Annotated in this window: 26 protein-coding genes and 1 pseudogene; 13 read left to right on the forward strand and 14 right to left on the reverse strand. The window is 56.9% G+C overall.

Going from position 1 to position 23,350, the window contains the following annotated elements; all coding sequences use genetic code 11:
• Positions 1 to 128: 128 nt before the first annotated feature.
• Positions 129 to 554, forward strand: coding sequence for a nucleoside triphosphatase NudI (gene nudI / locus HV355_RS05885; protein ID WP_108416440.1), 426 nt, complete (start codon positions 129 to 131; stop codon positions 552 to 554).
• On the opposite strand, the gene HV355_RS05890 is transcribed toward nudI, so the two are convergent.
• A complete protein-coding gene (locus HV355_RS05890) occupies positions 526 to 1,257 on the reverse strand; it encodes a helix-turn-helix transcriptional regulator (RefSeq protein WP_182401254.1) in 732 nt (243 codons plus the stop codon). The genes nudI and HV355_RS05890 overlap by 29 nt on opposite strands.
• 97 nt (positions 1,258 to 1,354) lie before the next feature.
• Here HV355_RS05890 and HV355_RS05895 point away from each other — a divergent pair, with 97 nt between their 5' ends.
• On the forward strand, positions 1,355 to 1,774 hold the full coding sequence (locus HV355_RS05895; RefSeq protein WP_126817182.1) for a nuclear transport factor 2 family protein: 420 nt from the start codon (positions 1,355 to 1,357) through the stop codon (positions 1,772 to 1,774).
• Between the two features lie 54 nt (positions 1,775 to 1,828).
• Here HV355_RS05895 and HV355_RS05900 read toward each other — a convergent pair whose 3' ends face one another.
• Both HV355_RS05900 and HV355_RS05905 read right to left on the reverse strand, forming a co-directional pair.
• Complete coding sequence (locus tag HV355_RS05900) at positions 1,829 to 3,010, reverse strand: PLP-dependent aminotransferase family protein (protein ID WP_182401256.1); 1,182 nt, start codon at positions 3,008 to 3,010, stop codon at positions 1,829 to 1,831.
• Between the two features lie 20 nt (positions 3,011 to 3,030).
• Entirely contained in the window at positions 3,031 to 3,918 is an 888-nt protein-coding gene (locus HV355_RS05905) for a LysR family transcriptional regulator (protein WP_182401258.1), read from the reverse strand.
• Positions 3,919 to 4,015: 97 nt separating this feature from the next.
• Between HV355_RS05905 and HV355_RS05910 the strand changes: the two genes are divergently transcribed.
• Positions 4,016 to 4,618, forward strand: a complete 603-nt coding sequence (locus HV355_RS05910; protein ID WP_108416435.1) for a short chain dehydrogenase — start codon at positions 4,016 to 4,018, stop codon at positions 4,616 to 4,618.
• Here HV355_RS05910 and HV355_RS05915 read toward each other — a convergent pair.
• The 8 genes and pseudogenes from HV355_RS05915 to HV355_RS05950 all read right to left on the reverse strand — a co-directional run bounded on the left by HV355_RS05915 (position 4,612) and on the right by HV355_RS05950 (position 14,228).
• Positions 4,612 to 5,346, reverse strand: coding sequence for a class I SAM-dependent methyltransferase (locus HV355_RS05915; protein ID WP_108416434.1), 735 nt, complete (start codon positions 5,344 to 5,346; stop codon positions 4,612 to 4,614). The two genes, HV355_RS05910 and HV355_RS05915, sit on opposite strands and share 7 nt — an antisense overlap.
• A 99-nt stretch (positions 5,347 to 5,445) precedes the next feature.
• Positions 5,446 to 6,432 (reverse strand): annotated as a pseudogene (locus HV355_RS05920) (transposase).
• Between the two features lie 227 nt (positions 6,433 to 6,659).
• Entirely contained in the window at positions 6,660 to 8,039 is a 1,380-nt protein-coding gene (locus HV355_RS05925; RefSeq protein WP_182401260.1) for an amidohydrolase family protein, read from the reverse strand.
• A 1-nt stretch (position 8,040) separates the two neighbouring features.
• Positions 8,041 to 8,997 (reverse strand): carbamate kinase family protein, encoded by a 957-nt coding sequence (locus HV355_RS05930; RefSeq protein WP_182401262.1) that lies wholly within the window; start codon positions 8,995 to 8,997, stop codon positions 8,041 to 8,043.
• The gene (locus HV355_RS05935) at positions 8,994 to 10,547 is read right to left on the reverse strand and encodes a xanthine permease (RefSeq protein ID WP_182401264.1); all 1,554 of its coding nucleotides are present in this window, start codon (positions 10,545 to 10,547) and stop codon (positions 8,994 to 8,996) included. The genes HV355_RS05930 and HV355_RS05935 overlap by 4 nt, the downstream gene beginning before the upstream one ends.
• An 11-nt stretch (positions 10,548 to 10,558) precedes the next feature.
• On the reverse strand, positions 10,559 to 11,974 hold the full coding sequence (locus tag HV355_RS05940; protein WP_182401266.1) for a DUF1116 domain-containing protein: 1,416 nt from the start codon (positions 11,972 to 11,974) through the stop codon (positions 10,559 to 10,561).
• The gene (gene fdrA / locus HV355_RS05945; RefSeq protein WP_182401268.1) at positions 11,974 to 13,515 is read right to left on the reverse strand and encodes an acyl-CoA synthetase FdrA; all 1,542 of its coding nucleotides are present in this window, start codon (positions 13,513 to 13,515) and stop codon (positions 11,974 to 11,976) included. Before fdrA ends, HV355_RS05940 begins: the two co-directional genes overlap by 1 nt.
• Before the next feature lie 107 nt (positions 13,516 to 13,622).
• Positions 13,623 to 14,228 (reverse strand): ankyrin repeat domain-containing protein, encoded by a 606-nt coding sequence (locus HV355_RS05950; RefSeq protein ID WP_182401269.1) that lies wholly within the window; start codon positions 14,226 to 14,228, stop codon positions 13,623 to 13,625.
• A gap of 320 nt (positions 14,229 to 14,548) precedes the next feature.
• Between HV355_RS05950 and HV355_RS05955 the strand changes: the two genes are divergently transcribed.
• Entirely contained in the window at positions 14,549 to 15,478 is a 930-nt protein-coding gene (locus HV355_RS05955) for a LysR substrate-binding domain-containing protein (RefSeq protein ID WP_100166249.1), read from the forward strand.
• Here HV355_RS05955 and HV355_RS05960 read toward each other — a convergent pair.
• Complete coding sequence (locus tag HV355_RS05960) at positions 15,475 to 15,633, reverse strand: YqaE/Pmp3 family membrane protein (protein WP_010434321.1); 159 nt, start codon at positions 15,631 to 15,633, stop codon at positions 15,475 to 15,477. The genes HV355_RS05955 and HV355_RS05960 overlap by 4 nt on opposite strands.
• A 176-nt stretch (positions 15,634 to 15,809) precedes the next feature.
• Between HV355_RS05960 and HV355_RS05965 the strand changes: the two genes are divergently transcribed.
• The 3 genes from HV355_RS05965 (at position 15,810) to HV355_RS05975 (ending at position 16,898) form a co-directional block, all read left to right on the forward strand.
• Positions 15,810 to 16,109 (forward strand): metalloregulator ArsR/SmtB family transcription factor, encoded by a 300-nt coding sequence (locus HV355_RS05965; protein WP_089598175.1) that lies wholly within the window; start codon positions 15,810 to 15,812, stop codon positions 16,107 to 16,109.
• A 9-nt stretch (positions 16,110 to 16,118) separates the two neighbouring features.
• Positions 16,119 to 16,640 carry a rhodanese family protein gene (locus HV355_RS05970; protein WP_182401271.1) on the forward strand — a complete coding sequence of 174 codons (522 nt, stop codon included), beginning with the start codon at positions 16,119 to 16,121 and terminating at the stop codon, positions 16,638 to 16,640.
• 78 nt (positions 16,641 to 16,718) lie between these two features.
• On the forward strand, positions 16,719 to 16,898 hold the full coding sequence (locus HV355_RS05975; protein WP_010434327.1) for a hypothetical protein: 180 nt from the start codon (positions 16,719 to 16,721) through the stop codon (positions 16,896 to 16,898).
• A 38-nt stretch (positions 16,899 to 16,936) separates the two neighbouring features.
• Here HV355_RS05975 and stpA read toward each other — a convergent pair whose 3' ends face one another.
• A complete protein-coding gene (stpA, locus tag HV355_RS05980; protein WP_148400990.1) occupies positions 16,937 to 17,341 on the reverse strand; it encodes a DNA-binding protein StpA in 405 nt (134 codons plus the stop codon).
• A gap of 492 nt (positions 17,342 to 17,833) precedes the next feature.
• Between stpA and alaE the strand changes: the two genes are divergently transcribed.
• Entirely contained in the window at positions 17,834 to 18,283 is a 450-nt protein-coding gene (alaE, locus tag HV355_RS05985; RefSeq protein WP_148400992.1) for an L-alanine exporter AlaE, read from the forward strand.
• Positions 18,284 to 18,315: 32 nt separating this feature from the next.
• Here the strand turns inward: alaE and HV355_RS05990 are convergent, their stop codons facing one another.
• Complete coding sequence (locus HV355_RS05990) at positions 18,316 to 18,660, reverse strand: DUF2002 family protein (protein WP_010434335.1); 345 nt, start codon at positions 18,658 to 18,660, stop codon at positions 18,316 to 18,318.
• A 160-nt stretch (positions 18,661 to 18,820) separates the two neighbouring features.
• On the opposite strand from HV355_RS05990, the gene HV355_RS05995 reads away from it, so the two are divergent.
• The 5 genes from HV355_RS05995 (at position 18,821) to nrdF (ending at position 23,122) form a co-directional block, all read left to right on the forward strand.
• On the forward strand, positions 18,821 to 19,147 hold the full coding sequence (locus HV355_RS05995; protein ID WP_010434339.1) for a DUF883 domain-containing protein: 327 nt from the start codon (positions 18,821 to 18,823) through the stop codon (positions 19,145 to 19,147).
• A gap of 242 nt (positions 19,148 to 19,389) precedes the next feature.
• The gene (nrdH, locus tag HV355_RS06000; RefSeq protein WP_010434342.1) at positions 19,390 to 19,629 is read left to right on the forward strand and encodes a glutaredoxin-like protein NrdH; all 240 of its coding nucleotides are present in this window, start codon (positions 19,390 to 19,392) and stop codon (positions 19,627 to 19,629) included.
• On the forward strand, positions 19,626 to 20,036 hold the full coding sequence (gene nrdI, locus HV355_RS06005; RefSeq protein WP_108416425.1) for a class Ib ribonucleoside-diphosphate reductase assembly flavoprotein NrdI: 411 nt from the start codon (positions 19,626 to 19,628) through the stop codon (positions 20,034 to 20,036). The genes nrdH and nrdI overlap by 4 nt, the downstream gene beginning before the upstream one ends.
• On the forward strand, positions 20,009 to 22,153 hold the full coding sequence (gene nrdE, locus HV355_RS06010; RefSeq protein WP_182401273.1) for a class 1b ribonucleoside-diphosphate reductase subunit alpha: 2,145 nt from the start codon (positions 20,009 to 20,011) through the stop codon (positions 22,151 to 22,153). The genes nrdI and nrdE overlap by 28 nt, the downstream gene beginning before the upstream one ends.
• A 9-nt stretch (positions 22,154 to 22,162) precedes the next feature.
• Positions 22,163 to 23,122, forward strand: a complete 960-nt coding sequence (gene nrdF / locus HV355_RS06015; RefSeq protein ID WP_182401275.1) for a class 1b ribonucleoside-diphosphate reductase subunit beta — start codon at positions 22,163 to 22,165, stop codon at positions 23,120 to 23,122.
• Positions 23,123 to 23,350 lie beyond the last annotated feature (228 nt).

Consider the following 23,350-nt stretch of genomic DNA (forward strand, 5'->3'; position numbering starts at 1 on the left):
GTGGGAGAGGGCTGGGGTGAGGGCATCATAAAACGCAGAAAACCAAGGAATGAGAATCGAACACCCCTAACATAACCTCCCCCCCCAATCTGCTAAAGTAGCCCAAACTCATTTTTCAGGAAGAAACCATGCGCCAACGTACCATTGTCTGCCCCATCATTCAGAACGACGGGGCCTATCTGCTGTGCAAAATGGCCGACGATCGCGGCGTATTTCCCGGCCAGTGGGCGCTGTCCGGTGGAGGGATGGAGCCGGGTGAAACGATGGAACAGGCGCTGCGCCGTGAGATCCGCGAAGAGCTTGGCGACGCGCTGGAGATTACCGAGGTAAAACCGTGGGCATTTCGCGATGACACTCGGGTGAAAACCTACGCTGACGGCACCACGGAAGAAATTTATATGATTTACCTGATCTTCGACTGCATCAGCGCCAACCGTGAGGTGACCTTCAACGAAGAGTTTCAGGAGATCGCCTGGGTTAATCCGGAATCGTTAAAACAGCTGGATCTCAACGAAGCCACGCGCATTACCTTCGCCCAAAAGGGCCTTCTTTAATTGCCCACTGCCCCGGCGTTTTACCGGTCCATGCTCTAAAAACCTCAATAAATGCGCTGACGCTGCTGTAGCCGCTGGACAGCGCAATCCACCCTACCGGCTTCCCCGCCGCCAGCCACTCCATTGCCCGCATGACGCGTGCCAGCTGCCGCCAGTTAACGAAGTTCATTCCGGTCTGGGCACTAAACCGACGGTTAAACGTACGCACGCTCATCCCGACATGGCTGGCATGACTCTCGACCGTCTGATTATCATCGACAAACTGCAGCAAATGGCTGACCACGTTCTTCAGACGCGGATCCGTCGGCACGGGCAGAGAAAAGTGAGCCTGGGGCGTCAGGGCAAGCTCATCCAGCAGCAAAGTCAGCTTTCGCGGATCGTACTCACTCTCTGCACCACATAAACGGCTAAACAGTGCATGGGTGAGAGCGTCGGGCTCGAACAGCGCGGGCGAATCGGGAAGCATTCCACACCAGGCGGGGTCCAGATAGATAGCGCAGCCTTCTATCGCGCTTTCAGAGAAGGCGGCGTGCTGCTGGCCCGGCGGGATCCAGCCGATATGTTTTGCCGGCACGACCGAGCGCGCCTGCTGCGTCTCAATGACAAGCAGCCCCGTTGCAATGCGCCACAGCTGGCCGGTGCGATGACTGTGCCGGGGCGTTCGATACCCGCCGGGATGAAGGAGCGTTTCAACACTGATCATATCATTTTGACCGAAAATCGTTATTCATCGACGCATTACAGGAACTACGTCTTCGGCTGTCAAGGATAATGACGATTCAACCATTTGAGGAGCCCGCATGAGCATTATCACATCCCTGGTAGCCCACCCTGACAACACCGTGCAGCGCAAGGAAATGGCTAGCCTGTTAACCAACTTATTCAAAGGCGACGTCGATCCGGCAGAGCTTTTTACGCCCGATTACCAGCAATTTACGGACGGTCACGCGCTTGATTATCAGGGTTTTGTGCAGCACCTGAACCACGTTCGATCGCAGATCCGCGAGATAGCATTCAGGGTAGAGGAGTTCACCTGTCACGATGGTCTTTTGGCAGACCGGCACTGGGTTACCGTAACATATCCGGATGGTCGGCAGGCAGAGATTGAGGTGTATATGTTTGCCGCACTGCGAGAAGGAAAAATCTGTCGTATCCATGAGGTCACGCTGGTGATTGGCGGAGAGGCATCAGACCGCGCGCTCGCCCACGCCACGCATTAAGCTCACCCTAAACGCGAACGGCGCATAACAGCATTTGCCGTTATGCGCCCCCTCTTACAGCGAGATTTTCAAACGTCGAACCGCTTCTATCAGCTGTTCATCCGTTGGCGTCACAAACGACATACGCAGCGTTGTCTGGTCAGGTTCGTTGCAGTAGAAGAACTCACCCGGTACAAACACCACGCCGTTGCTTAACGTCTTCTCCAGCCAGCGCGTGGTGTTCATGCCGTTGTTCATTTTCGCCCACAGGAACATGCCGCCCTTCGGTTTGTGGAACGACATCACATCGCCCAGCTCGGCCTCCAGCTCAGTGGCAAACGTCTGGTATTTCTGGCGATAGGCTTCGCGGATCATCTTAATCTGCCCCGCCAGACGACCGGTTTTCAGGTACTCATAGGTCATCAGCTGTGACAGCGTGCTGGTGTGCAGATCGGTGGTTTGCTTCAGATTAACCACCGCACGTTTCAGCCACTCGGGGACCAGCACCCAGCCCACGCGAGTTCCCGGTGCGAGGATTTTAGAGAAGGTGGAGGTGTACACCACGTTCTCTTCATTGCCGATATCTTTGGCGTGAGCTATCAACGGGCGGAACACTTCGTCGGTGTAATTAATTTCGCTGTACGGGTCGTCTTCGATAATCACGAAATCATAACGTTTTGATAATTCCACCAGCTGTTTACGGCGCGCTTCGGAAAGCGTCACGCCGCCGGGGTTACCAAAGGTTGGAACGATATAGACCGCTTTGATGGCTTTCTTTGCCACCAGCGCTTCAAGCTCATCCACCTTCATACCGTCGCCGTCAGTGCCAACGGATTCAAAGTTGGCCTGCGCCAGGCCGAAGACCTGCAGCGCGGCGAGATAGGTTGGACGCTCAACGACAACGGTGTCACCCGGGTTGATTAACGCACGCGCCAGCACGTCAAGTGATTGCTGCGAGCCGGAAGTAATAACGACATCATCGGCCTTACAGGCGATACCACGCCCCTCGCAGATGCGTTTAATTTCCTCGCGCAGCCCCGGGACGCCTTCCGTCAGGCCGTACTGGAACGCCTCGCCAAAATGCTGTGATAAGACGGAATCGGCAGCAATTTTAAGCCCTTCGTGATCGAACAGATCGGGATTAGGAATACCACCGCCCAGCGAAATCACCCCTGCCATTTTGCTATGTTTTAATAATTCACGGATGGCAGAGGATTGCAGGCCCTGCGCGCTGTTGGCGAGTTTGTTTGCAGACATTCTTTGATTACCTTCTTTTTTTATATTGTGCCCAATCTTAGCAGAATATGGGCGATAAATTCCGTAAGCTTAGGCAGTTGACGTAAATCCTGACGCCACAATAAATGCACCGGCCTCGGCGCGGGCGTGTACTGCTCCAGCACCCGCAACAGCCTGCCGCTTGCCAGCTCTTCCGCCACCAGCACCTCCGGTTGCAGCAGTAATCCTGCACCTGCCCGCGCCGCCATGCGTAATCCATAGCCATCGTTGCATCTTAAAATCGCATCGCGCTTCCAGCGCACTTCTCCTTCCATGCCCGGTAGCCGCCACTCGTTACGGGCGGTCCACACCGTGTGCGATAGACACAGATGATTCACCAGATCGGCAGGCGTCTGTGGCGTGCCGTAGCGCGCTAAATAGTCCGGCGCGGCGCAGATCACCATCCGGTAAGGGCAGAGGTACTTCGCTACCAGATCGTCGTTTTGAATGTCGCCAATGCGAATGGCCAGATCGACCCCTTCATCCACCAGATCGACCATCCGGTTGGTGAGATCCAGCTCCACACGCACCTCCGGATACCGCTGTAAATAGGTGGCGGTGAGCGGTGCAATCACGCAGCCACCAAACGACGTCGGTGCCGTGACGCGCAACGTTCCGGCAGGCGCAGCACGCAGCCGCTCGACTGCATTTTCAGCAATGGAGACCTGCTCCAGCACCCGCTTCGCCTCCTCGAAATAGACGCGCCCGGCGTCGGTCAGGCTTTGACGGCGCGTGTTGCGCTCCAGCAGTCGCGTGCCGAGCTGGGTTTCCAGCAGGGCAATATACTTCCCCACCATCACCGCCGACATCTCCAGACGTGATGCAGCACCAGTAAAGCTACCGCTTTCCACCACCGCAATAAACGTCTCCATACCGCGAAGCTTATCCATATTCCGAACCTCTGGTTAGCAATCTTCTAACGTTAGCCCAGTTTATCTGACTTTTTATTTATTAAAGAATGAAGTCTCACAACATAAGGAGTCTGCTATGAAAATCGTCATTATTGGTGCCAGCGGTACGGTCGGTCGTGCAGTAACGGAAGCGCTGAGTCGTCGTCACGAAGTCATCCGCGTGGGTCGCACGCAGGGCGACGAGCAGGTGGATATCACCTCGCAGGCGAGCGTCCAGGCGCTGTTTGAGAAAATCGGTCCGGTGGACGCGATTGTCTCCGCCAGCGGCAGCCTTCACTTTGGCCCCCTCGCGACCATGAAGGACAGCGATTTCAACCGGGGATTGCAGGATAAGCTTTTGGGGCAGGTGCGCCTGGCGCTGACCGGCCAGCACTACCTGAACGAAGGCGGCTCGATTACGCTGATAAGCGGCATTGTGGCGCACGAGCCGATTGCGCAGGGCGTGAATGCCACCACGGTCAATGCGGCGCTGGAAGGGTTTGTGCGCGCTGCAGCCTGCGAACTGCCGCGCGGGATCCGCATCAACCTGATTAGCCCGACGGTACTCACCGAATCCGTCGAAGCGTACGACGGCTTCTTCCCGGGCTTTGAGAGCGTTCCCGCCGCGACCGTGGCGCAGGCCTACCGCCGCAGCGTGGAAGGCGTGCAGAGCGGACGCGTGTATAAGGTGGGTTACTGAGCCTTACGGGCGGCGATCAGCACCAGCATCGGGCGCTCTGCCTCTTCGGCCAGCGCGGGCCAGGCGTCAATCTGCGCCTGCGTTGGCCCCCACTCGTTGACCTCGCTTATCGTTAACCCGGCCCCGATCAGCGCGTTAAGCGTGGTGCCCAGCGTGCGGTGATACTTGATAACGCCGTCCGCCAGCCAGTTGCTGACGCGTTTGCCTTCTTCCTGATAATGGTTCACGCTCCAGAACCGCTCGCCACTGTCGTCGGTCAGCCAGCCTTGACGGGTAGCGCAGGTGTAAATGGGGTGCTCCATGGAAAAGACCAGGCTGCCGCCGGGCTTAAGCGCGCGCTGAACCTTCGCAAACAGGGTATCCAGCGCCGGCAGGTAGTGCAGCGCCAGCGAGCTATAGACCAGATCGAGGCTGTTCTCGTTGAGCTCGAGTGATTCCAGATCGCTACGCTGATAGTGAATCTGTGGGTCAGCGGTAAGCTCCCCAGCGCGGGCGAGCATCTTTTCGGAGATATCAACGCCCGTGACGTCAGCAGCGCCCAGCTCGCGCGCCGCGCGGCAAAACCAGCCGTAGCCGCAGCCGAGATCGACAACCGATTTGCCGGTTAAATCAGGCAGCATGGCCTTAAGCGCGGGCCACTCCGGCGCGCCGTCGAGGCCCTGAACCGAGCGCGGAAGCTGGGCGTAGCCTTCGAAAAATGCCGGGTTGTCGTAGATGTTTTGTGCCATGGCAGATCCCTCTTAAAGAATGTGCATAGCAGTATACTGCATTGTCGGGTGGCGGCTTCGCCTTACCCGACCTACAAAATCTCCGAACCGTAGATACTGTTATGCTACGCAAGCATTTTCCTGATGCAACGTGGCATCGAACGGGCGTCCTGATTTCAGGACGCCATACGCCACCTGCGCCAGATTACGCATCATCGCTCCGATTATCAGCTTCGCACCCTTGCCGTTCTTTTCCAGACGCGCCCTGAACGCTTTTCCCCACGCCGTTTTGTACAGCGCCACCATCGCAGGCATATACAGCGCCCTGCGAAGCGACACATGTCCCGCCTTGCTCATCCTGCTGGCCCTGTTTACGCTGCTTCCTGACTCATGCTGCCGCGGCGTCAGCCCTGCGAACGCCGCGAACTGCCGCGCCTGACCGAACCTCTCCTTCAGACCCACATACGCCAGCAGCACCGCGGACGTCTTTTCACCGATACCCGGTATGCTGTCCAGCAGTTTTCGACGGTGTTTCAGGTCCGGGTCGTCATCCGTCAGGTCCTTTATCTATTTCTCCAGCCGCTTCAGCTCCGCTTCCAGCCACAGAAGGTGCGCATCGATGCTCGGCATCTGCACCTCCCGCGCCGTCTCACGGCGGTTCAGCTCCTGCGTGTGCATGTCTGTCAGGGACTGATGCCGCAGCACCAGTGCCCGCAGCGCACGCTCCACCGGGTGCGGCGCTTCCCACGCAACCGGACGCTTCTGCCGGCAGAACTCTGCCAGCATACGGGCATCGACAGCATCGGTTTTACTGCGCAGGCCTTCGCTCTGCGCAAAGGCTTTACCCAGAGCAGGGTTGATGATGGATACGATGAAACCGGCATCACTGAGGGACGCCGCGGCGTCTTCCATATAGGTGCTGGTCGCTTCCATGCAGACATGTGCCGGAGCCACATTATGGCTGCGGAGCCAGCTGAGCAGCTCCTCGTGACCTTTAGGTGTGTTAGTAAACTTTTTGCTGCGGTGACGGCCATCAGGTCGCAACACATCGACATCCAGCTTAGCTTTGGAGACATCGATACCAATAAAGTGAAGTTCCTGTTCCATAGTGAAACCAACCTTGTGAATGCGGATTACCGGGAAAACCGGTCCATGATACTGTCCGGTTTGTCACTTGTGGAGAAGGGGCAGTCCACTGCAGAGATCTACAATACAGGCTCGTGGCCTAAGGCCGGGTACGGCATGTGGACTGCCTGACAGAAAGAACTGGCCGGTTCTTTCTGCACGGGATGATAATACAAGGCCGGGTAAGCGCAGCGCCACCCGGCACCACATTAGCCCACCGAGCCCCAGACGAGGTTGCCCTTGTGGAACGTCGCGGTACGCGGTGAAATGCGCGCCACCGCTTCGGCGGAACAGGAGGCATCCACCAGCACAAAGCTGGCGTCGTCCTGCGCTTTCGGCCACACGCGCTCGCCTTTGTCGTTCAGCGGCAGCACGTCGCCGGTGGCGATACCGAGCGCGCGGGAGAGCGTCTGCTCGTTCGGGCGGATGTAGAGTTGCGCATAAAGATTCGCTTTTTCCAGCATGTCCCCCAGACCGTAGGGCGACCAGTGGTCGATCACGCTGTCGGTCCCCGTCATCACAAACACGCCCTTCTCGCGCAGCTGCTTCAGCGGCATATGCAGGGTGCCAATCGGCACGGTGGAGGCGATGGTCACCTGCTGCGCCGCCATGCGGGTGGCGATCTCATCCACCTGCTGCTCGTTGAGCGTCGCCAGCGCGAAGGCGTGGCTGATGGTCAGTTTGCCCTTCAGCTCCGGCGTTTTCTCCACGGTTTCGACCATGTAGTTCACCGCCGCCACGCCCGCCGGGCTGGTTTCGTGCAGGTGAATATCCACCCCTTTGTCGTAGTCCAGCGCGATCTGGAACATCAGATCGAGAGATTTCTCCATCGCTCCGTCAACGTTAGTCGGGTCCAGCCCGCCCACGTAGTGCGCCCCGGCCTGCATCGCCTCGCGCATCAGCCTTTCAGAATTCGACAGCAGCAGCCCATGCTGCGGGAAGGCGACGATTTCGCAGTCAAAACCCGCTTTGCGGCGCGCCAGCACTGCCTGCAGATTTTCCAGGTTTTTCAGGCCGGAAACCGGCTCAATATTGCAGTGGCTGCGGGCAATGGTAGAGCCTTTCGACTGGATCAGGTCGATCAGCTTTTCCGCGCGCTCCTGGGTGTAGGGCTGCAGCTCCGGCAGCATTTTTTGTTCCAGGCGGATCATGTCCTGAATCGTGGTACCTGCCGGACGGTTCAGCGAGCGCCACGGGCCGCCGTAAAAGGTTTTATCCAGGTGGATGTGCATGTCGCGCATCGCCGGGAGCATCAGCTTGCCGCCCGCGTCATAGTGCGGCAGCGTGGCGTCGGCATGGATTTTATTGTCGCGCAGGGCGACGATCTTCCCGTCGTTAATCTCCAGCGTTTTCAGCTCGGTGCGGGTGCTTGTCGCCACGCTAGCGTCGAAGTTGAACCCCGCCTCCAGCAGCACGTTGTCGAGGTAGTAATGCTTTGCGGTGATGCTCATCGGTTTGCCGGTCTCGCAGGTTGGCTTTGCGGTATCCGCAGCATACGCGACGGAGCCGGTAGCGCCAAACAGCGCGCAGGCGGTAACCATTTTGCCGCTCTGGCTAATAAACTCGCGGCGGCTTTTGTTTTCACTCATCTTATCTTCCTTCATTAACAATATGGGTACCGGTTTCCCCGCGCAGCGCCGCGGGCAGGCAGTCCGGCGAGGTGATGATCACCCGCCTGCCGCCGTGGTGTAAAAATTCCAGCGAGGCGACGATTTTGGGCAGCATGCTGCCCGCCGGGAAGTGACCCTCTTCCATGTAGCGCGCCATCTGCGCCACGGTTACGGCGTCCAGCGCCTGCTGGTTTGGCTTGCCGAAGTTGACGCACACCTTTTCCACCCCGGTGGTGATCACCAGCACGTCGGCGCGGATCTCGCGCGCCAGCAGCGCGGTGGATAGATCTTTATCAATCACCGCGTCGACGCTCTGATACTCCCCCTGCTCACTGCGAACAACGGGGATCCCCCCGCCGCCCGCGCCGATCACCACAAAGCCTTTTTGCGTCAGCGTTTTGATGGCGTCGGCCTCAACGATGCGCAGCGGCTGGGGTGAAGCCACCACGCGACGGTAGCCCCGACCGGAATCCTCAACAAAATGCCAGTCCGGGTGCGCGCTCTGCAGCTCGTCGCGCTGTGTCTCGCTGAAAAACGCACCGATCGGTTTCGTCGGGTGCGTAAAGCCGGGATCGTTTTTATCCACCTCTACCTGCGTGACGACCGTGACCGCTTTTTGCTCGCCGCGCGCGGCAAGCCGGTTGTTTAGCGCCTGCTGGATCAGGTAACCGATGCCGCCCTGCGTATCCGCCACGCAGTTTGCCAGCGGGGTCAGCGGCAGCCCTTCCCGCTCGTGGGCGATTTCGGCACGGCGCAGATCCAGCCCCACCTGGGGGCCGTTGCCGTGGGTGAGCACGATGTCATAGTCAGAGGCCAGCATTTCCAGCACCGACTCGGCCACCGCTTTCACCGCCTGCGCCTGATGTTCAACCGACTGGCTGGCGTTGTCTTTGATAATGCTGTTGCCGCCGATGGCGACGACCATAAGCTCTTTCATACGTTTTCCTTCGCAACGGTGCCAGATTCAGCGCTCGCAACTTCCCGGCTATCGAGAAAATGCTTCACCACAAACATGCCGCCCATCATCAGGTAGGCCGTGACGAACATCAGCGAACTGCCTTCGGCAAATCCCACCACCGGGGCATGGATCACCCCAAACAGCGCCAGCAGCGCCCCGCCCGCAGCGGCGACAGCCCCGCGCAGCGGTTTGTTGATGATGGCGAAGATGGCGATACAGCCCCACAGCATGCTGGCGAGCGGTGCGCCGTTACCGAGATGCATCAGCCCTTCGTAGTAGATCCCTTTGCTGTGCAGCACGTCGGTGCCGATTTTCCCCGCGCTGGTGCCTGCGGCGCTCATCACGCTGTTCATCATGGTCAGCGCCCAGTTGGCGATCCACGGGAACAGGCAGATGAAGATGACGGGCACCTCCACTTTGGGCGTTTCCCTCACCACCTGGTTGGCCGTCACGACGCCGATAAACACCAGAATCGGCACGATGGCGGTCATCGGTATGATGGCGAGCATAAACGCCCCTAGCCCGAACAGCGGCACGATGAACATGGTCACGCCCGAGGCCAGCGTGTAGCCGATGCTGGCTCCCATCGCTTTCCAGCCGGGATGGCCGACGTAGACCGTGACCGGGAACGGGTTCCCCATCAGGCATCCGAGCATGGAGGCCAGGCCGTTCGCCAGCATCACCTTGCGGGTCGGGTATTCATCCCCTGCCGCGTGGGCGCTTTCGATGTTCTCGAGGTCAAAGATGTAGTTCGCCAGCCCCAGCGGAACGGCCGATGCCAGATACGGCAGCGCGTGCGGCAGGCCCTGCAGGAAGCCTTCTACGTGCACCTGCGGCGGGTTAAAGCCGAACGATGACATGGACGCTTTAATCGCTTCCGGGCTTTGCAGACCCGAGAGCCACGCTAGCGCCGTTCCGGCAACCAGCAACAGCAGACCGGTCGGGATTTTGGCGAAAATGGGCTTTTTACCGAACCAGTTAATAAAGATGAGCAGCAGCACGATAAACGACACAGTCGGCGCTTCGAACGCCTGCAGCATCGGGTTCATCGCCAGCAGCAGCAGGCCCAAACCGGAGAGGCACGACAGCAGCACGGTGCGCGGGATCATCTTGCGGATGGTTTCCCCTAAAAACGAACCGCCCGCGAGGATCATCGCTTCTACGAAACACCACACTAGGCCAATCTGAATGGCGAACTCCGCATCGCCCGTTTGCTGATACACCGGCATCAGCACCAGGAAGGTCACGGTAAAAATTGACGGCGCGCTGGGGCCGGACGGCAGCGCGGTGACGTCCGTTCGCCCGGTGGCGCGCGCCATTTGCATGCCGAACCAGGCGTAGCAAATACTTGCGACCAGCACCGCCAGCCCGAAGGCCGGCGCGATGCGTCCATAAACAATCTCCTTCGGGATGCCGACGACAAAAATGAGCAGCCCCATCATGGTCAGCAAATTGGTCAGGTTGTTGGTCATCAACCCGAAATACGCCGCCCAGTCACCTCTTTTCCACTCCAGTTTCATGTTTTTCATGGATGCTTGCCTTATAAAAAGTAGCGATCGCGGAAGGTCAACAGCGCCTTTTCAAAACAGCTAAACGGCGGGTGAACGATGCCCGCCCCAATCATGCCGATGCCCGCGTCTTTATGGGCAATGGCGGTGTTAATCACCGGCAGAATGCCGCTGCCCGCGACTTTAGTGATGTCGATGGCGGTTGGGATGCCCATAAACGAGAGCAGCGGAATGGTGACGTTCGGGTTTTCGCCGAGGGTGATTTCGCGCATCTGACGGGAGAAGTCGATGGCTTCATCCACCGTCCCACCCACCAGCGCGACAATCGCCGGGGCCGTCGCCATCGCAAAGCCGCCAATGCCGTAGGTTTCGGTGATGGCGCTATCGCCGATATCCAGCCCGGAGTCTTCCGGCTTATAGCCCGCGAACATCGGACCGATCACCTGCTGCGCCGGGCCGGTGAACCACTGCCCCGGCAGGCCGGAAATGCGCAGGCCGAACTCGTAGCCGTTGCGCGCCATGGTGGTGACGACGGTGCTGTACTCAATGCCGTGCGCGGCGTCCAGCGCGGCCTTACACATCGCCATCCACGTCGGGCCGGAGAAGTAGTCGCTGCTGGCGACAAACTCGAATACCTCGCGCTGCTGCTCCACCGGATAGCCCGCCTGGATCAGCCCCGGCGTCAGCGCCTGGATCAGCAGCGTGGTGCCCGCGTTGTTGCGGTTGTGGCACTCGTCGCCCATGTGCAGCGCCTGTGCCAGCATCAGGCGCAGGTCGATTTCGCCAATAATCTTCATCGCGTCTCGCAGCATCGGGCCGAGCACGTCGCGCATCCAGTTCAGGCGCTCGATCACGCTCTGGTCGTTGGCTCCCATGCGCAGGATCTTCGCCATCTGCTCGCTGAGGTTGGTGAACGCGCGGTTGCCGTAGGTTTTGTTTTCAACGATGTGCATAAACATCGACGCGGAGGTGACGCCCGCCATCGAGCCCACGCAGTCATGCTCGTGGCACGGCGAGAACGTAATATCTCCGGAGGCGGCGAGCCTTGCCGCATCGTCCAGATCTTTCGCCAGCCCTTCAAACACCAGCGCCCCGGTGACCGCCCCCTTCATTGCCCCGCACATGTTTTCCCAGGAGACGGGCGGACCGGCGTGCAGAATGGTGGTGCGGGTCATGCCCGGCACAACGTTAATGGCCTGGTCATAGCCCACCAGCACCGGATGGGACTGAATAATGCGCTCAAGGGCGATGTGGTTAGCGGCGGCGATTTTCTTCGCCAGCGGTTTTTCCGCCAGCTGGTCGAGCGCCTCAACGACCTGCATATTGCCCTGCCCCGGCGGCGTCCAGTCGAGCTGGGTGACGGGAACGTGCTGTTTTTTGAGGTCATCGCTAAACATCGCAATGCCGACGTTAATGACGTTCAGCGGCTGGTTGAATAAGGTGGTCATTATGCTTTCTCCCCTTTGCAAACAAATTCGCGTGCCAGTAATCCGGTATTGGTGCTGCTGCTGGCCCAGATGACGCCTGCGTCGGTCAGCAGCTGGCACTGCTGCGCCAGCGACTGCGGATCCTGGTCGGTGCCGAGCACGTAGCCGAGAATGTCCAGAGGACGGTTATCCGCCTTCGCGATGGCCTGCGCCTCCTTAATGGCATCAAGCATCACCCCCACCGGATCCTCATGCGCGCCGAAGCCCAGCACGAAGTCCATCACGATGACGCCCACCTCAGGATCGCGAGCCTCCTGCAGCAGGCGGCTGATGCGGTTGGTCGGGTCGATCATCGGGTGCGGCTTGCCGTTGGTGAAGTCGTCGTCGCCAAAGTCGAGGAAGGTGTGGGCTTTACTGACGCTGATGTCACTCAGGCACCTGGCCGGATCAGGCTGAATGTTGCTGTAGACGTCGTCGAATTTCGCAAGCGCCGCAAACATCGCCTCGTCGCACAGGGTGCCGCCGCAGAACAGGCCGCGAATGTACTTCTGCTGCGGGGTCAGGCGGGCGCGCACCTCTTCAATCAATGGCCAGTTGAGCGGATGCAGGTCCAGGGACTCTTTTTTGATGCCGGTAAGCAGGACCGCCTTCAGCGCCGCCTCTTTGGTGCCGCGCGCAAACTGCAGGCCATCTTCATCGGCGGGCGGTTCGCTGCGGCCGAGGAAGCAGACGACCACCGGCTTGCGGCAGGCTCTGGCGCGGGCCAGCACTTTTTCTGCCACCGCAGGGGCCGGTGGCTTGGAGATGAGTGCAATCACCTGGGTGCCCTCGTCGGCTTCCAGCATGTCGATGGCGTCGAGCATCATCAGGCCGCCAATTCTCTCGCTGAGATCGCGCCCGCCAGTGCCAATCAGCTGCGACACGCCGCCGCCGAATTCGTGAATGCGCACGCTCAGCTCCTGGCTGCCGGTGCCGGAAGCGCCGACGATGCCAATCGAGCCGCGGCGCACCGCGTTAGCAAAGCACAGTCCCGCGCCGTTGATGATGGCGGTGCCGCAGTCCGGCCCCATCATCAGCAGCCCTTTCTGGTGCGCCAGCTGCTTCAGCGCCAGCTCGTCGTCGAGCGACACGTTATCGGAAAAGAGCATTACGTTAAGATCGTTTTCCAGCGCCTGGCGCGCTTCGCGGGCGGCGAAAGTACCGTTGACGGAAATCACCGCAAGGTTTGCGTCCGGGCGATGGGTTTTGGCGCTGGCAATCGTCGCGTAGCGCGCTTCATGGGATCCTGCGCTCTCTTTACGCGTGAACAGCGCTTCGATAGCCGCCAGCGTTTCATCATTCGCCGCGTCGCCTTTAATCACGATCATCAGGTCGCCGTTTTTGGCTTCCGCTAATTCCGGCGTTAATAGCCCGAGGTTTTTTAATACTCCTTTGTTCATTTCCGTTGCCATGGCCACAAACGCCTGCTCGACGCCCGGTAATTTATTGGCTTTGGTGGAAACGGACATTAATGATACGGAGTCGAAATAGGTGTTCTTTTTTATGACGATTTTCGTTGGCATTATTTTCTCCTGGATGCGGATAAAAGGGGGCCGCCGTCGTGCAAAATGCACGTCGGTTAAAATACTTTTTGAATTAACGGCCAGCCGGAAATGGCTGGCCGAATGCGTTATGCGCCTGCCGCCAGCAGCAGGTCGGCTATCGCATCGAAGCCTTTTTCTCGCGCCAGCTCGAGCGGGGTTTTGCCGTATTTGTCGGTCATGTGCGGGTTCGCGCCGTGATCCAGCAGCAGCTTGACGATCGCCTGCTGCTTCGCGCCGCCGTCGTTAAGCACGATCGCTTCCAGCAGCGGCGTCCAGCCGACAAAATTGGTGTGGTTGACGTTGATATCCGTTTTTTCCAGCAGCTCTCGCACAATCTCAACGTGCCCTTTTTCACTGGCTGGCGTAATGCCCACACCGCCAAAGCGCGTCAGGCGGTCAAGATCCGGGTTTGCCGGAAGCACAAGGCGCAGCAGGGTAATATCGTTGGTCAGGCAGCTAATCAGGAAGGGGTTAAAGCAGGTCTGGTCCTGTTTATCAATATCCGCACCGGCGGCAATTAATAGCTCCACGCAGGAATAATGCTTTTTCAGGCTGGCAATAATAACCGCGGTTCTTTTCTGGCGGTTGGTGGCGTTAATATCCACGCCTTTCTCCAGACAGGCTTTTAGCGCAACGCTGTTGCCCTCTTCTGCCGCCAGCAGAAATTCAGTAACGAGTTCGTTCGCAGACATATTCAGACTCCCGATGTTTTTATTTCTGTTGACCTGAGAATAGCAACAGCCTGGTCATAAAAGAATCCGCTTAAAAATGATTCATCGACAGTCAATTCATTGTTGAGTTAAATTCAATAAACCGGTTAAAACGTGCGTCTGTGCAACCTTTTTCTTATGTTACACCGCGTTTTAGCGCGCGAAGCTGCATTATGCTTATGCCTGACGAAGCCTTACCGAGTGCGGGCTGCGGCAAATAGTCAGAACTGTGACCGGCTTCAAATGCGTTGTAACACCGTTGTTAAAATATGTTCAAAACTGATGGCTGACGGGAGTGAGATATGAATTCCATCTTTACCGAAGAGAACCTGCTGGCCTTCACCACCGCGGCGCGCTTTGGCAGCTTCAGCAAAGCCGCCGCCGAACTGGGCGTGACGACCTCCGCCATCAGTTACACCATTAAGCGCATGGAGACCGGGCTGGACGTGGTGCTGTTTGTGCGCAACACGCGCAGCATCGAGCTGACCGAGTCCGGCTTTTACTTTTACCGCAAGGCTACCGACCTGCTAAACGACTTCCACGCCATCAAGCGCGGGATTGATACCATTTCGCAGGGCATCGAGGCGCGGGTGCGCATCTGTATTAATCAGCTTTTATACACGCCGCGCCACACCGCCAGGCTGCTGCAGGTGCTGAAAAAACAGTTTCCGACCTGTCAGATCACCGTCACGACCGAGGTCTACAACGGTGTCTGGGATTCTATTATCAACAACCAGGCCAATATCGCGATTGGCGCACCGGACACGCTGCTCGACGGCGGCGGGATCGATTACACCGAAATTGGCGCTATTCGCTGGGTCTTTGCCATCGCGCCGGAACATCCGCTCGCCTTTGTTCCCGAACCGATAGCGGAGAGCCAGCTGCGCCTGTATCCGAACATCATGGTGGAAGATACCGCGCATACCATTAACAAAAAGGTTGGCTGGCTGCTGCACGGTCAGGAGGCGATTCTGGTGCCGGATTTCAACACCAAATGCCAGTGTCAGATCCTGGGGGAAGGGATTGGCTTTTTGCCGGAATACATGGCGAGAGAGGCGGTGGAGGATGGACTCCTGGCGACGCGACGCATTAACAACCCGCGCCAGGATTCGCGCATGCTGCTCGCCACGCAGCATGCCGCGACCGGTCAGGTGACGCGCTGGATCAAACAGCAGTTTGGTCCAGAAGGTGTACTGACCGGGATCTACAGCGATTTACTCTGGCGTGCTTAGCTTTTGGTTTGCACCCAGAACGCGTGGATAAGGCCGGGGAAGTAGCCCAGAATGGTCAGCAGGATATTCAGAATAAATGCCCAGCCAAATCCTTTACCAAGCAGCACCCCCAACGGCGGGAGAATAATCGTAAAAACAACGCGCCAAAAACCCATAATGACTCCGTGCAAGCTAACTAATTGAATAAAAAGAGAACACTCTCTAAGCGTAGCCAGTTTACCCGGCTGTGCCATTACCCCGCCGTTCTTTTACCCTCTTTTACGATTTTGACACTGGCTTAACGCGCACCTTTACTTTAGTATTTACTTAATTAAGAAAACACTAAAATACCATGACTGAACTTGAACAGCTTCAGGCCAGCGCTGAGCAGGCCGCAGCATTGATGAAAGCGATGAGCAACCCGCACAGGCTACTGATCCTCTGCACACTTTGCGGCTCACCGAATACCAGCGCGGGCGATCTGGCGCGCGCGACGGGGCTGAGCGCGTCCGCCACGTCCCAACATCTTGCGCGCATGCGCGAGGAAGGCCTGATCGGCAGTACGCGGGATGCCCAACGCATTCTCTACGCCATTAAGAATGACGCTGTATATCAGATTATCAGCACCCTCAAACACCTCTATTGTCCGTAAGGAGCCGCCATGCCTCTTCCTCTGATTACGCCACAGCAGGCAACTGCGCTTATTGCTGAAGGCGCTAAACTGATTGATATTCGCGATACCGATGAATATGCCCGCGAGCATATTGCCCTCGCCCACTCCGTCCCGCTGGATTCCTTACCCGGCGCACTTCAGGCTCAGGCAGGGGAAACGGTGATTTTCCACTGTCAGTCCGGTGCGAGAACGTCGAACAACGCCGCGCGTCTGGTACAGGCGGCCTCTCCCGCGCGGGCATACGTCATTGAAGGTGGCATTCAGGGCTGGAAAAAGGCCGGGCTGCTGACCGTCGAAGATAAATCACAGCCTCTGCCCCTGATGCGGCAGGTACAAATTGCAGCGGGGCTGCTGATCCTGCTCGGCGTGGTGCTGGGCTACACGCTCTCAGACGGCTTTTTCCTGCTGAGTGGTTTTGTGGGGGCGGGCCTGCTGTTTGCCGGTCTGACCGGTTTTTGCGGCATGGCGCGGCTGCTGAAGATCATGCCGTGGAACCATCGTACCTCGTAAGCAGTACCAGACCGTTTAATGCTGTACCCTTTGCATGACGTGGGCTAAGGTGAAGATCGCTAAATGAGAGGAGGTACTATGTTTTCTGTTGGTGATTATGTGCAACCGCGTCAGGGCGGTCCAAAACTGAAAGTGCTCGACGTGAAGGACGACAGCATTGTGGTCGTGCAGGCCAGCAATGAACAGGGCGAGACATTTACCCTGAAAGCCGCAGAGGTGACGTTATATACCGAAGCCGGTGATTTTGGCGTCTGCTGAATGTAAAACCGGGCGGATACGTCCGCCCGGCTCAAGACTTAAATCAGAAAATCATCCAGTGTTTTACCGTTTGCCAGCGCATTGGCGATCGCCTTTGGCGTGCGGCCCTGGCCGGTCCACGTTTTCTCTTCGCCATTCACATCGATAAAGCGATATTTCGCTTCACGCACTTTGCGTTTTTTCGCCGGTTTGCCCGCCTGCACGCGTTCAGTACCGAGCAAATCGGAAGGTGAAATACCGTCGGCTTTCATCCGTTCCAGCAACGCATTAATTTTATCCTGCTGCTCTGCACGTTGCTGCTCGAATTCCGACTGCTCGTGTTGTTTTTCTTCAACAACGATCCTGACCTTCTCCAGCATTTCTTCCAGAATGTCGACGGATAATTCACGTGCCATTGCACGCAGCGTACGGATATTATTAAGATTCTGTAACGTCAAAGACATAATAATTAAAAACCTTTTCTTTGGAGTAAACCGGAAATCAGCCGACAGAATAATTCATTTTAAACGCAATATCTACCCATCAGCGCGACAGGACAATTTTGTAAATATTTTAAAATAAATAATTTATATATCTACCGAGAGAACCGCATGCGTCTCGGGAATAAATTGCCGCATCAATATATACGGTTACCTTTAAGCCAAATCGTAGAGTATCACGCGGTTCCCAGAGACGCGGTTACGGCCTCTGAAAGGGTTTTGCATAACCAATTGATTTATAGATATAAAAATACATTAAGGAGAGAAAATAACGAAGCGAGCAAAAAACAGACAAACTTAGAGCATTTTGTGGAAAAAATGCCAGCAAATAAAAATTTATCACTAGTTGTTAGTTCAAAGCCAGAGATATACGCTATACACGTCAAACAAACCAATCTAAATCACTAAGATTTACCGTTAAAACATCACCTTTTGTGCTTCTCAAGGAGTTCAGACATGTTCTCACCGCAATCACGCCTGCGCCATGCGGTAGCGGATACCTTCGCGATGGTCGTCTACTGTTCCGTCGTCAACATGCTGATTGAAATTTTCCTCTCTGGAATGACCTTTGAGCAGTCACTTTCATCTCGTCTGGTGGCCATCCCGGTCAACATCGTTATTGCCTGGCCTTACGGATTATATCGCGATGCGATTATGCGCTTTGCCCGTCGCATGAGTCCGGCAGGTTGGATTAAAAATCTGGCCGATGTGCTGGCGTATGTCACATTCCAGTCACCGGTTTATGTGGCTATTCTGCTGACCGTGGGCGCAGACTGGCATCAAATCGCGGCGGCGGTCAGCTCAAATATCGTGGTTTCGATGTTAATGGGTGCGGTCTACGGCTACTTTCTCGACTACTGCCGCCGTCTGTTTAAAGTCAGCCAGTACAGCCAGGCAAAAGCATGAGGTGGTGCGACTGGCTCATGCCAGTCGCAGACTTACTGAATGTCGCCAAACAGTCCCTTCAGAAAACGCTCCAGCGCCATCCGTGAACTGAAACCGTGCGGAATACCATAATGCTCATGCGTCTCACCGCCTAAATAGAGCGGAAATTGCTGATAATGATCGCAGGTTTTAATATCCGAGGCAGGCTCAGCAAAGGACAAACTTCTGTCTTTCAGGGTCGGGTGAATAATGAGAGCGGTACGCCCCATTCTCGCTTCACGGTTTACGTAAACATAATTCTCGCCACGGCGATATCCATACGCTTTAGATGTCACCTCATCCATGGTGAATCCCTCTTTTTCAAGAACGCGCGCCACCTCATCGGGTCGTAAATACATATCTCTTCCTCGTTATCTTTTCCTGCCCGGCAACCTTACAGTATTCAGCATTAGCAGGGCTTTCAGAATATTCCATAAACTGTTCAATAAGCCGTGACTCGCTTCAGATATTAAATTTCTGAACTAGACTAAACGGGAACGCAAAATTATGGAGGATCCTATGTTTAACAGACCGAACCGAAACGATATTAATGATGATGCGCAGGATATTCGTAATGATGTCAGCCAATTAGCGGACACGCTAGAGGAAGTGCTGAAGTCCTGGGGAAGTGACGCGAAGGATGAAGCAGATGCCGCAAAACGTAAGGCTCAGTCTCTGTTGCGTGAAACCCGTGCCCGGATGCATGGTCGTTCTCGCGCTACGCAGGCGGCCTGCGACGCGGTGAGCTGTGCCAATACCTTCGTCCGTGAAAAACCGCTTTGTGCACTGGGTACGGTTGCCGCCGTCGGTATTTTTGTTGGTGCCCTGCTCAGCCTGCGTAAGTAAACACGACTTATCAGCCCCGGTTGCCTCAGGCGCCGGGGCTTTTCTTTGTCCGAACGCCTGTAAAACCCGTACAGCACGCCCTGCCCCGTTGTGCTCATCACCCGGGCATTATCAATCTAAAATTCCCATATCTTGTATGGTTGATAATTATCATAACTACATCTAGTATTCCTTTAGCAGCAGAGACACAACCCGACGCGTTCAATCGCGCCGTTTTCTAATTCTAAATGGAAATACGAATCATGAGCATTATTATTTACACTCGTAACGATTGTGTTCAGTGCCACGCAACTAAACGTGCAATGGAGAGCCGCGGCGTCGCGTTTGAGATGGTGAATATCGACCTGGTGCCCGATGCCGCCGATACCCTGCGCGCGCAAGGTTTCCGGCAGCTTCCGGTGGTCGTTGCCGGAGAGACCAGCTGGTCTGGCTTTCGCCCGGACATGATCAACCGCCTCGCCGCTCAGGCCGCCCGTGCATGAGTGGGCTGGTTTTCTTCTCCAGCAGCTCGGAAAACACGCTCCGCTTTATCGAGCGCCTCGGGCTGCCTGCGACCCGCATCCCGCTTAACGAGCGGGAGCGAATTCAGGTAGACGAACCTTACATTCTGGTGGTGCCCAGCTATGGCGGCGGGGGTACGGCGGGGGCGGTTCCCCGTCAGGTGATCCGCTTTCTCAACGATCCCCATAACCGCGGGCTAATCCGAGGCGTGATCGCGGCGGGGAATCGTAATTTCGGCGATGCCTTTGGCCGCGCCGGGGATGTCATCTCTCAAAAATGCGGCGTGCCGTATCTCTATCGCTTCGAACTGATGGGGACACAGCAGGACGTAGAAAACGTGCGTAAAGGAGTGAACGAATTTTGGCAACGACAACCGCAGAACGCGTAATGCAGGCAACGCCTGATTACCACGCATTAAATGCGATGCTCAACCTCTATGACCGCGAGGGGCGCATCCAGTTTGGTAAAGACCATGATGCGGTGGACGCCTTTTTTGCCGCCCACGTTCGGCCTAACACGGTGACGTTTGGCAGCCAGCATGAGCGTCTCGACTATCTGGTTAAAGAAGGCTACTACGAAGAACGCGTGCTGACCCGCTACGACCGCACCTTTGTGGTGAAGCTGTTTGAACGCGCGCATGCCAGCGGTTTTCATTTCCAGACGTTTCTTGGCGCGTGGAAGTACTACACCAGCTATACCCTGAAGACCTTTGACGGCAAACGCTACCTAGAGAGCTTTGAAGATCGCACCGTGATGGTGGCGTTAACCCTGGCGCAAGGGGATGAAGCGCAGGCTGAACGCTTGATGGAGGAGATCCTCTCCGGCCGCTTCCAGCCCGCCACGCCGACCTTCCTCAACTGCGGCAAGGCCCAGCGCGGCGAGCTGGTCTCCTGTTTCCTGCTGCGCATCGAAGACAATATGGAGTCGATTGGCCGAGCGGTGAACTCGGCGCTGCAGCTCTCTAAACGCGGCGGCGGCGTGGCGTTTCTGCTCTCGAACCTGCGCGAAGCGGGCGCGCCGATCAAGCGCATCGAAAACCAGTCCTCCGGGGTTATCCCGGTAATGAAGATGCTGGAAGATGCCTTCTCCTATGCCAACCAGCTCGGCGCGCGTCAGGGCGCGGGCGCGGTTTACCTGCATGCGCACCACCCTGATATTCTGCGCTTTCTGGATACCAAGCGCGAAAACGCCGACGAAAAAACCCGCATCAAAACCCTGTCGCTCGGCGTCACGATCCCGGATATCACTTTCCGACTCGCCAAAGAGAATGCCGAGATGGCGCTCTTCTCGCCGTATGATATCGAGCGTATTTACGGCAAAGCCTTTGGCGACGTGGCGATAAACGACCTGTACGACGAGCTGGTGGCCAACGATCGCATTCGTAAAAAGTACATCAACGCCCGCGATTTCTTCCAGCGGCTTGCGGAGATCCAGTTTGAGTCCGGCTATCCCTACATCATGTACGAGGACACGGTGAACCGCGCGAACCCGATTGCCGGGCGCATCAACATGAGCAACCTGTGCTCGGAGATTTTGCAGGTCAACAGCGCCTCCACCTACGACGAAAACCTGGACTACGCGGACATCGGGAAAGATATCTCCTGCAACCTCGGCTCGCTGAATATTGCCCACACCATGGATTCCCCGGACTTTGGCCGCACGGTGGAGACCGCCATTCGCGGGCTGACGGCGGTGTCCGACATGAGCCACATCCGCAGCGTGCCGTCTATTGAAGCGGGCAACGCCGCGTCCCACGCCATCGGCCTGGGGCAGATGAACCTGCACGGGTATCTGGCGCGGGAAGGCATCGCCTACGGCAGTCCGGAGGGGCTGGATTTCACCAACCTCTATTTCTACACCGTCACCTGGCACGCGCTGCACACCTCGATGATGCTGGCGCGCGAGCGCGACCAGCGCTTCGCGGGCTTTGAGCAGTCGCGCTACGCGAGCGGAGAGTATTTCAGCCAATACCTTGAAGGCGACTGGCAGCCGAAAACCGAAAAAGTGCGCGAATTGTTTGCCCGCGCGGGGATCGTTCTGCCGACGCGCGAGATGTGGCAGCAGCTGCGTGACGAGGTGATGCGCTACGGCATTTATAACCAGAACCTGCAGGCGGTGCCGCCGACCGGATCGATTTCCTACATCAACCACGCCACGTCGAGCATTCACCCCATCGTGTCGAAAATTGAAATTCGTAAAGAAGGCAAAACCGGGCGCGTTTACTACCCTGCCCCGTTCATGACCAACGAGAACCTGGCGCTCTATCAGGACGCGTATGAGATCGGCCCGGAAAAAATCATCGATACCTACGCCGAGGCGACAAAGCACGTGGATCAGGGGCTGTCGCTGACGCTCTTCTTCCCGGATACCGCCACCACGCGGGATATCAACAGGGCGCAGATCTATGCCTGGAAGAAAGGCATCAAAACGCTCTACTACATTCGCCTGCGCCAGCTTGCGCTGGAAGGCACCGAAATCGAAGGCTGCGTGTCCTGCGCGCTGTAAGGAGAAAGGATGAAACTGTCACGCGTGAGTGCCGTTAACTGGAACAAAATCCAGGACGATAAAGACCTGGAGGTATGGAACCGCCTGACCAGCAACTTCTGGCTGCCGGAAAAGGTGCCGCTTTCGAACGATATTCCGGCCTGGCAAACGCTGAGCCACGCCGAGCAGCAGCTGACGATCCGCGTCTTTACCGGCCTGACGCTGCTGGACACCATTCAGAATACCGTCGGTGCGCCAGCGCTGATGAGCGACGCGCTGACGCCGCACGAAGAGGCGGTGATGTCGAACATCAGCTTTATGGAAGCGGTACATGCCCGCTCCTACAGCTCGATTTTCTCCACCCTGTGCCAGACCAAAGACGTGGACGCGGCCTATACCTGGAGCGAAGAGAGCGCGTCATTGCAGCGCAAGGCGGAGCTGGTGCTGGAGTATTACCGCGCCGACGAGCCGCTGAAGAAGAAGATCGCCAGCGTGTTCCTGGAATCTTTCCTCTTCTATTCCGGCTTCTGGCTGCCGATGTACTGGTCGAGCCGGGGCAAGCTCACCAACACCGCCGACCTGATCCGCCTCATCATTCGTGATGAAGCGGTGCACGGGTATTACATCGGCTATAAGTATCAGAAAGGGCTGGAGAAAGTCAGTCCGGAGAAACGCGAGGAACTCAACGATTTTGCCCTCGATTTGCTGATGGATCTGTACGACAACGAGTTGAGCTATACCGAAGAGCTGTACGCCGGAACGGGCTGGGAGGACGACGTGAAGGCGTTCCTCTGCTACAACGCCAACAAAGCGCTGATGAACCTGGGCTACGAGGCGCTGTTCCCGCCTGAAATGGCGGAGGTGAACCCGGCGATTCTGGCCGCGCTGTCGCCTAACGCCGACGAAAACCACGACTTCTTCTCCGGGTCTGGCTCGTCGTACGTGATGGGCAAAGCGGTGGAGACGGAAGATGAGGACTGGGATTTTTAATGTATGAATTAACGTTCATTAATTAAATATAAATCTCATTATTTCCATACCAATATTTCACCAGGCACTACACTGTAATTTCCCCGTCATATTCGCCTGAACCACACCGATTCAGGCGAAATTTCCCGATGCAGCAGCAAAAAATTGAGAAAAATTCAAAAAGCCCTCAGCCCTTTACTCATGGGAAATTCAGCCGTTTCGCTTGCGTCAAAATTCCGACTTCAGGCC

The organism is Enterobacter sp. RHBSTW-01064 (assembly GCF_014103035.1).
Taxonomy (GTDB): Bacteria; Pseudomonadota; Gammaproteobacteria; order Enterobacterales; family Enterobacteriaceae; genus Enterobacter; species Enterobacter mori.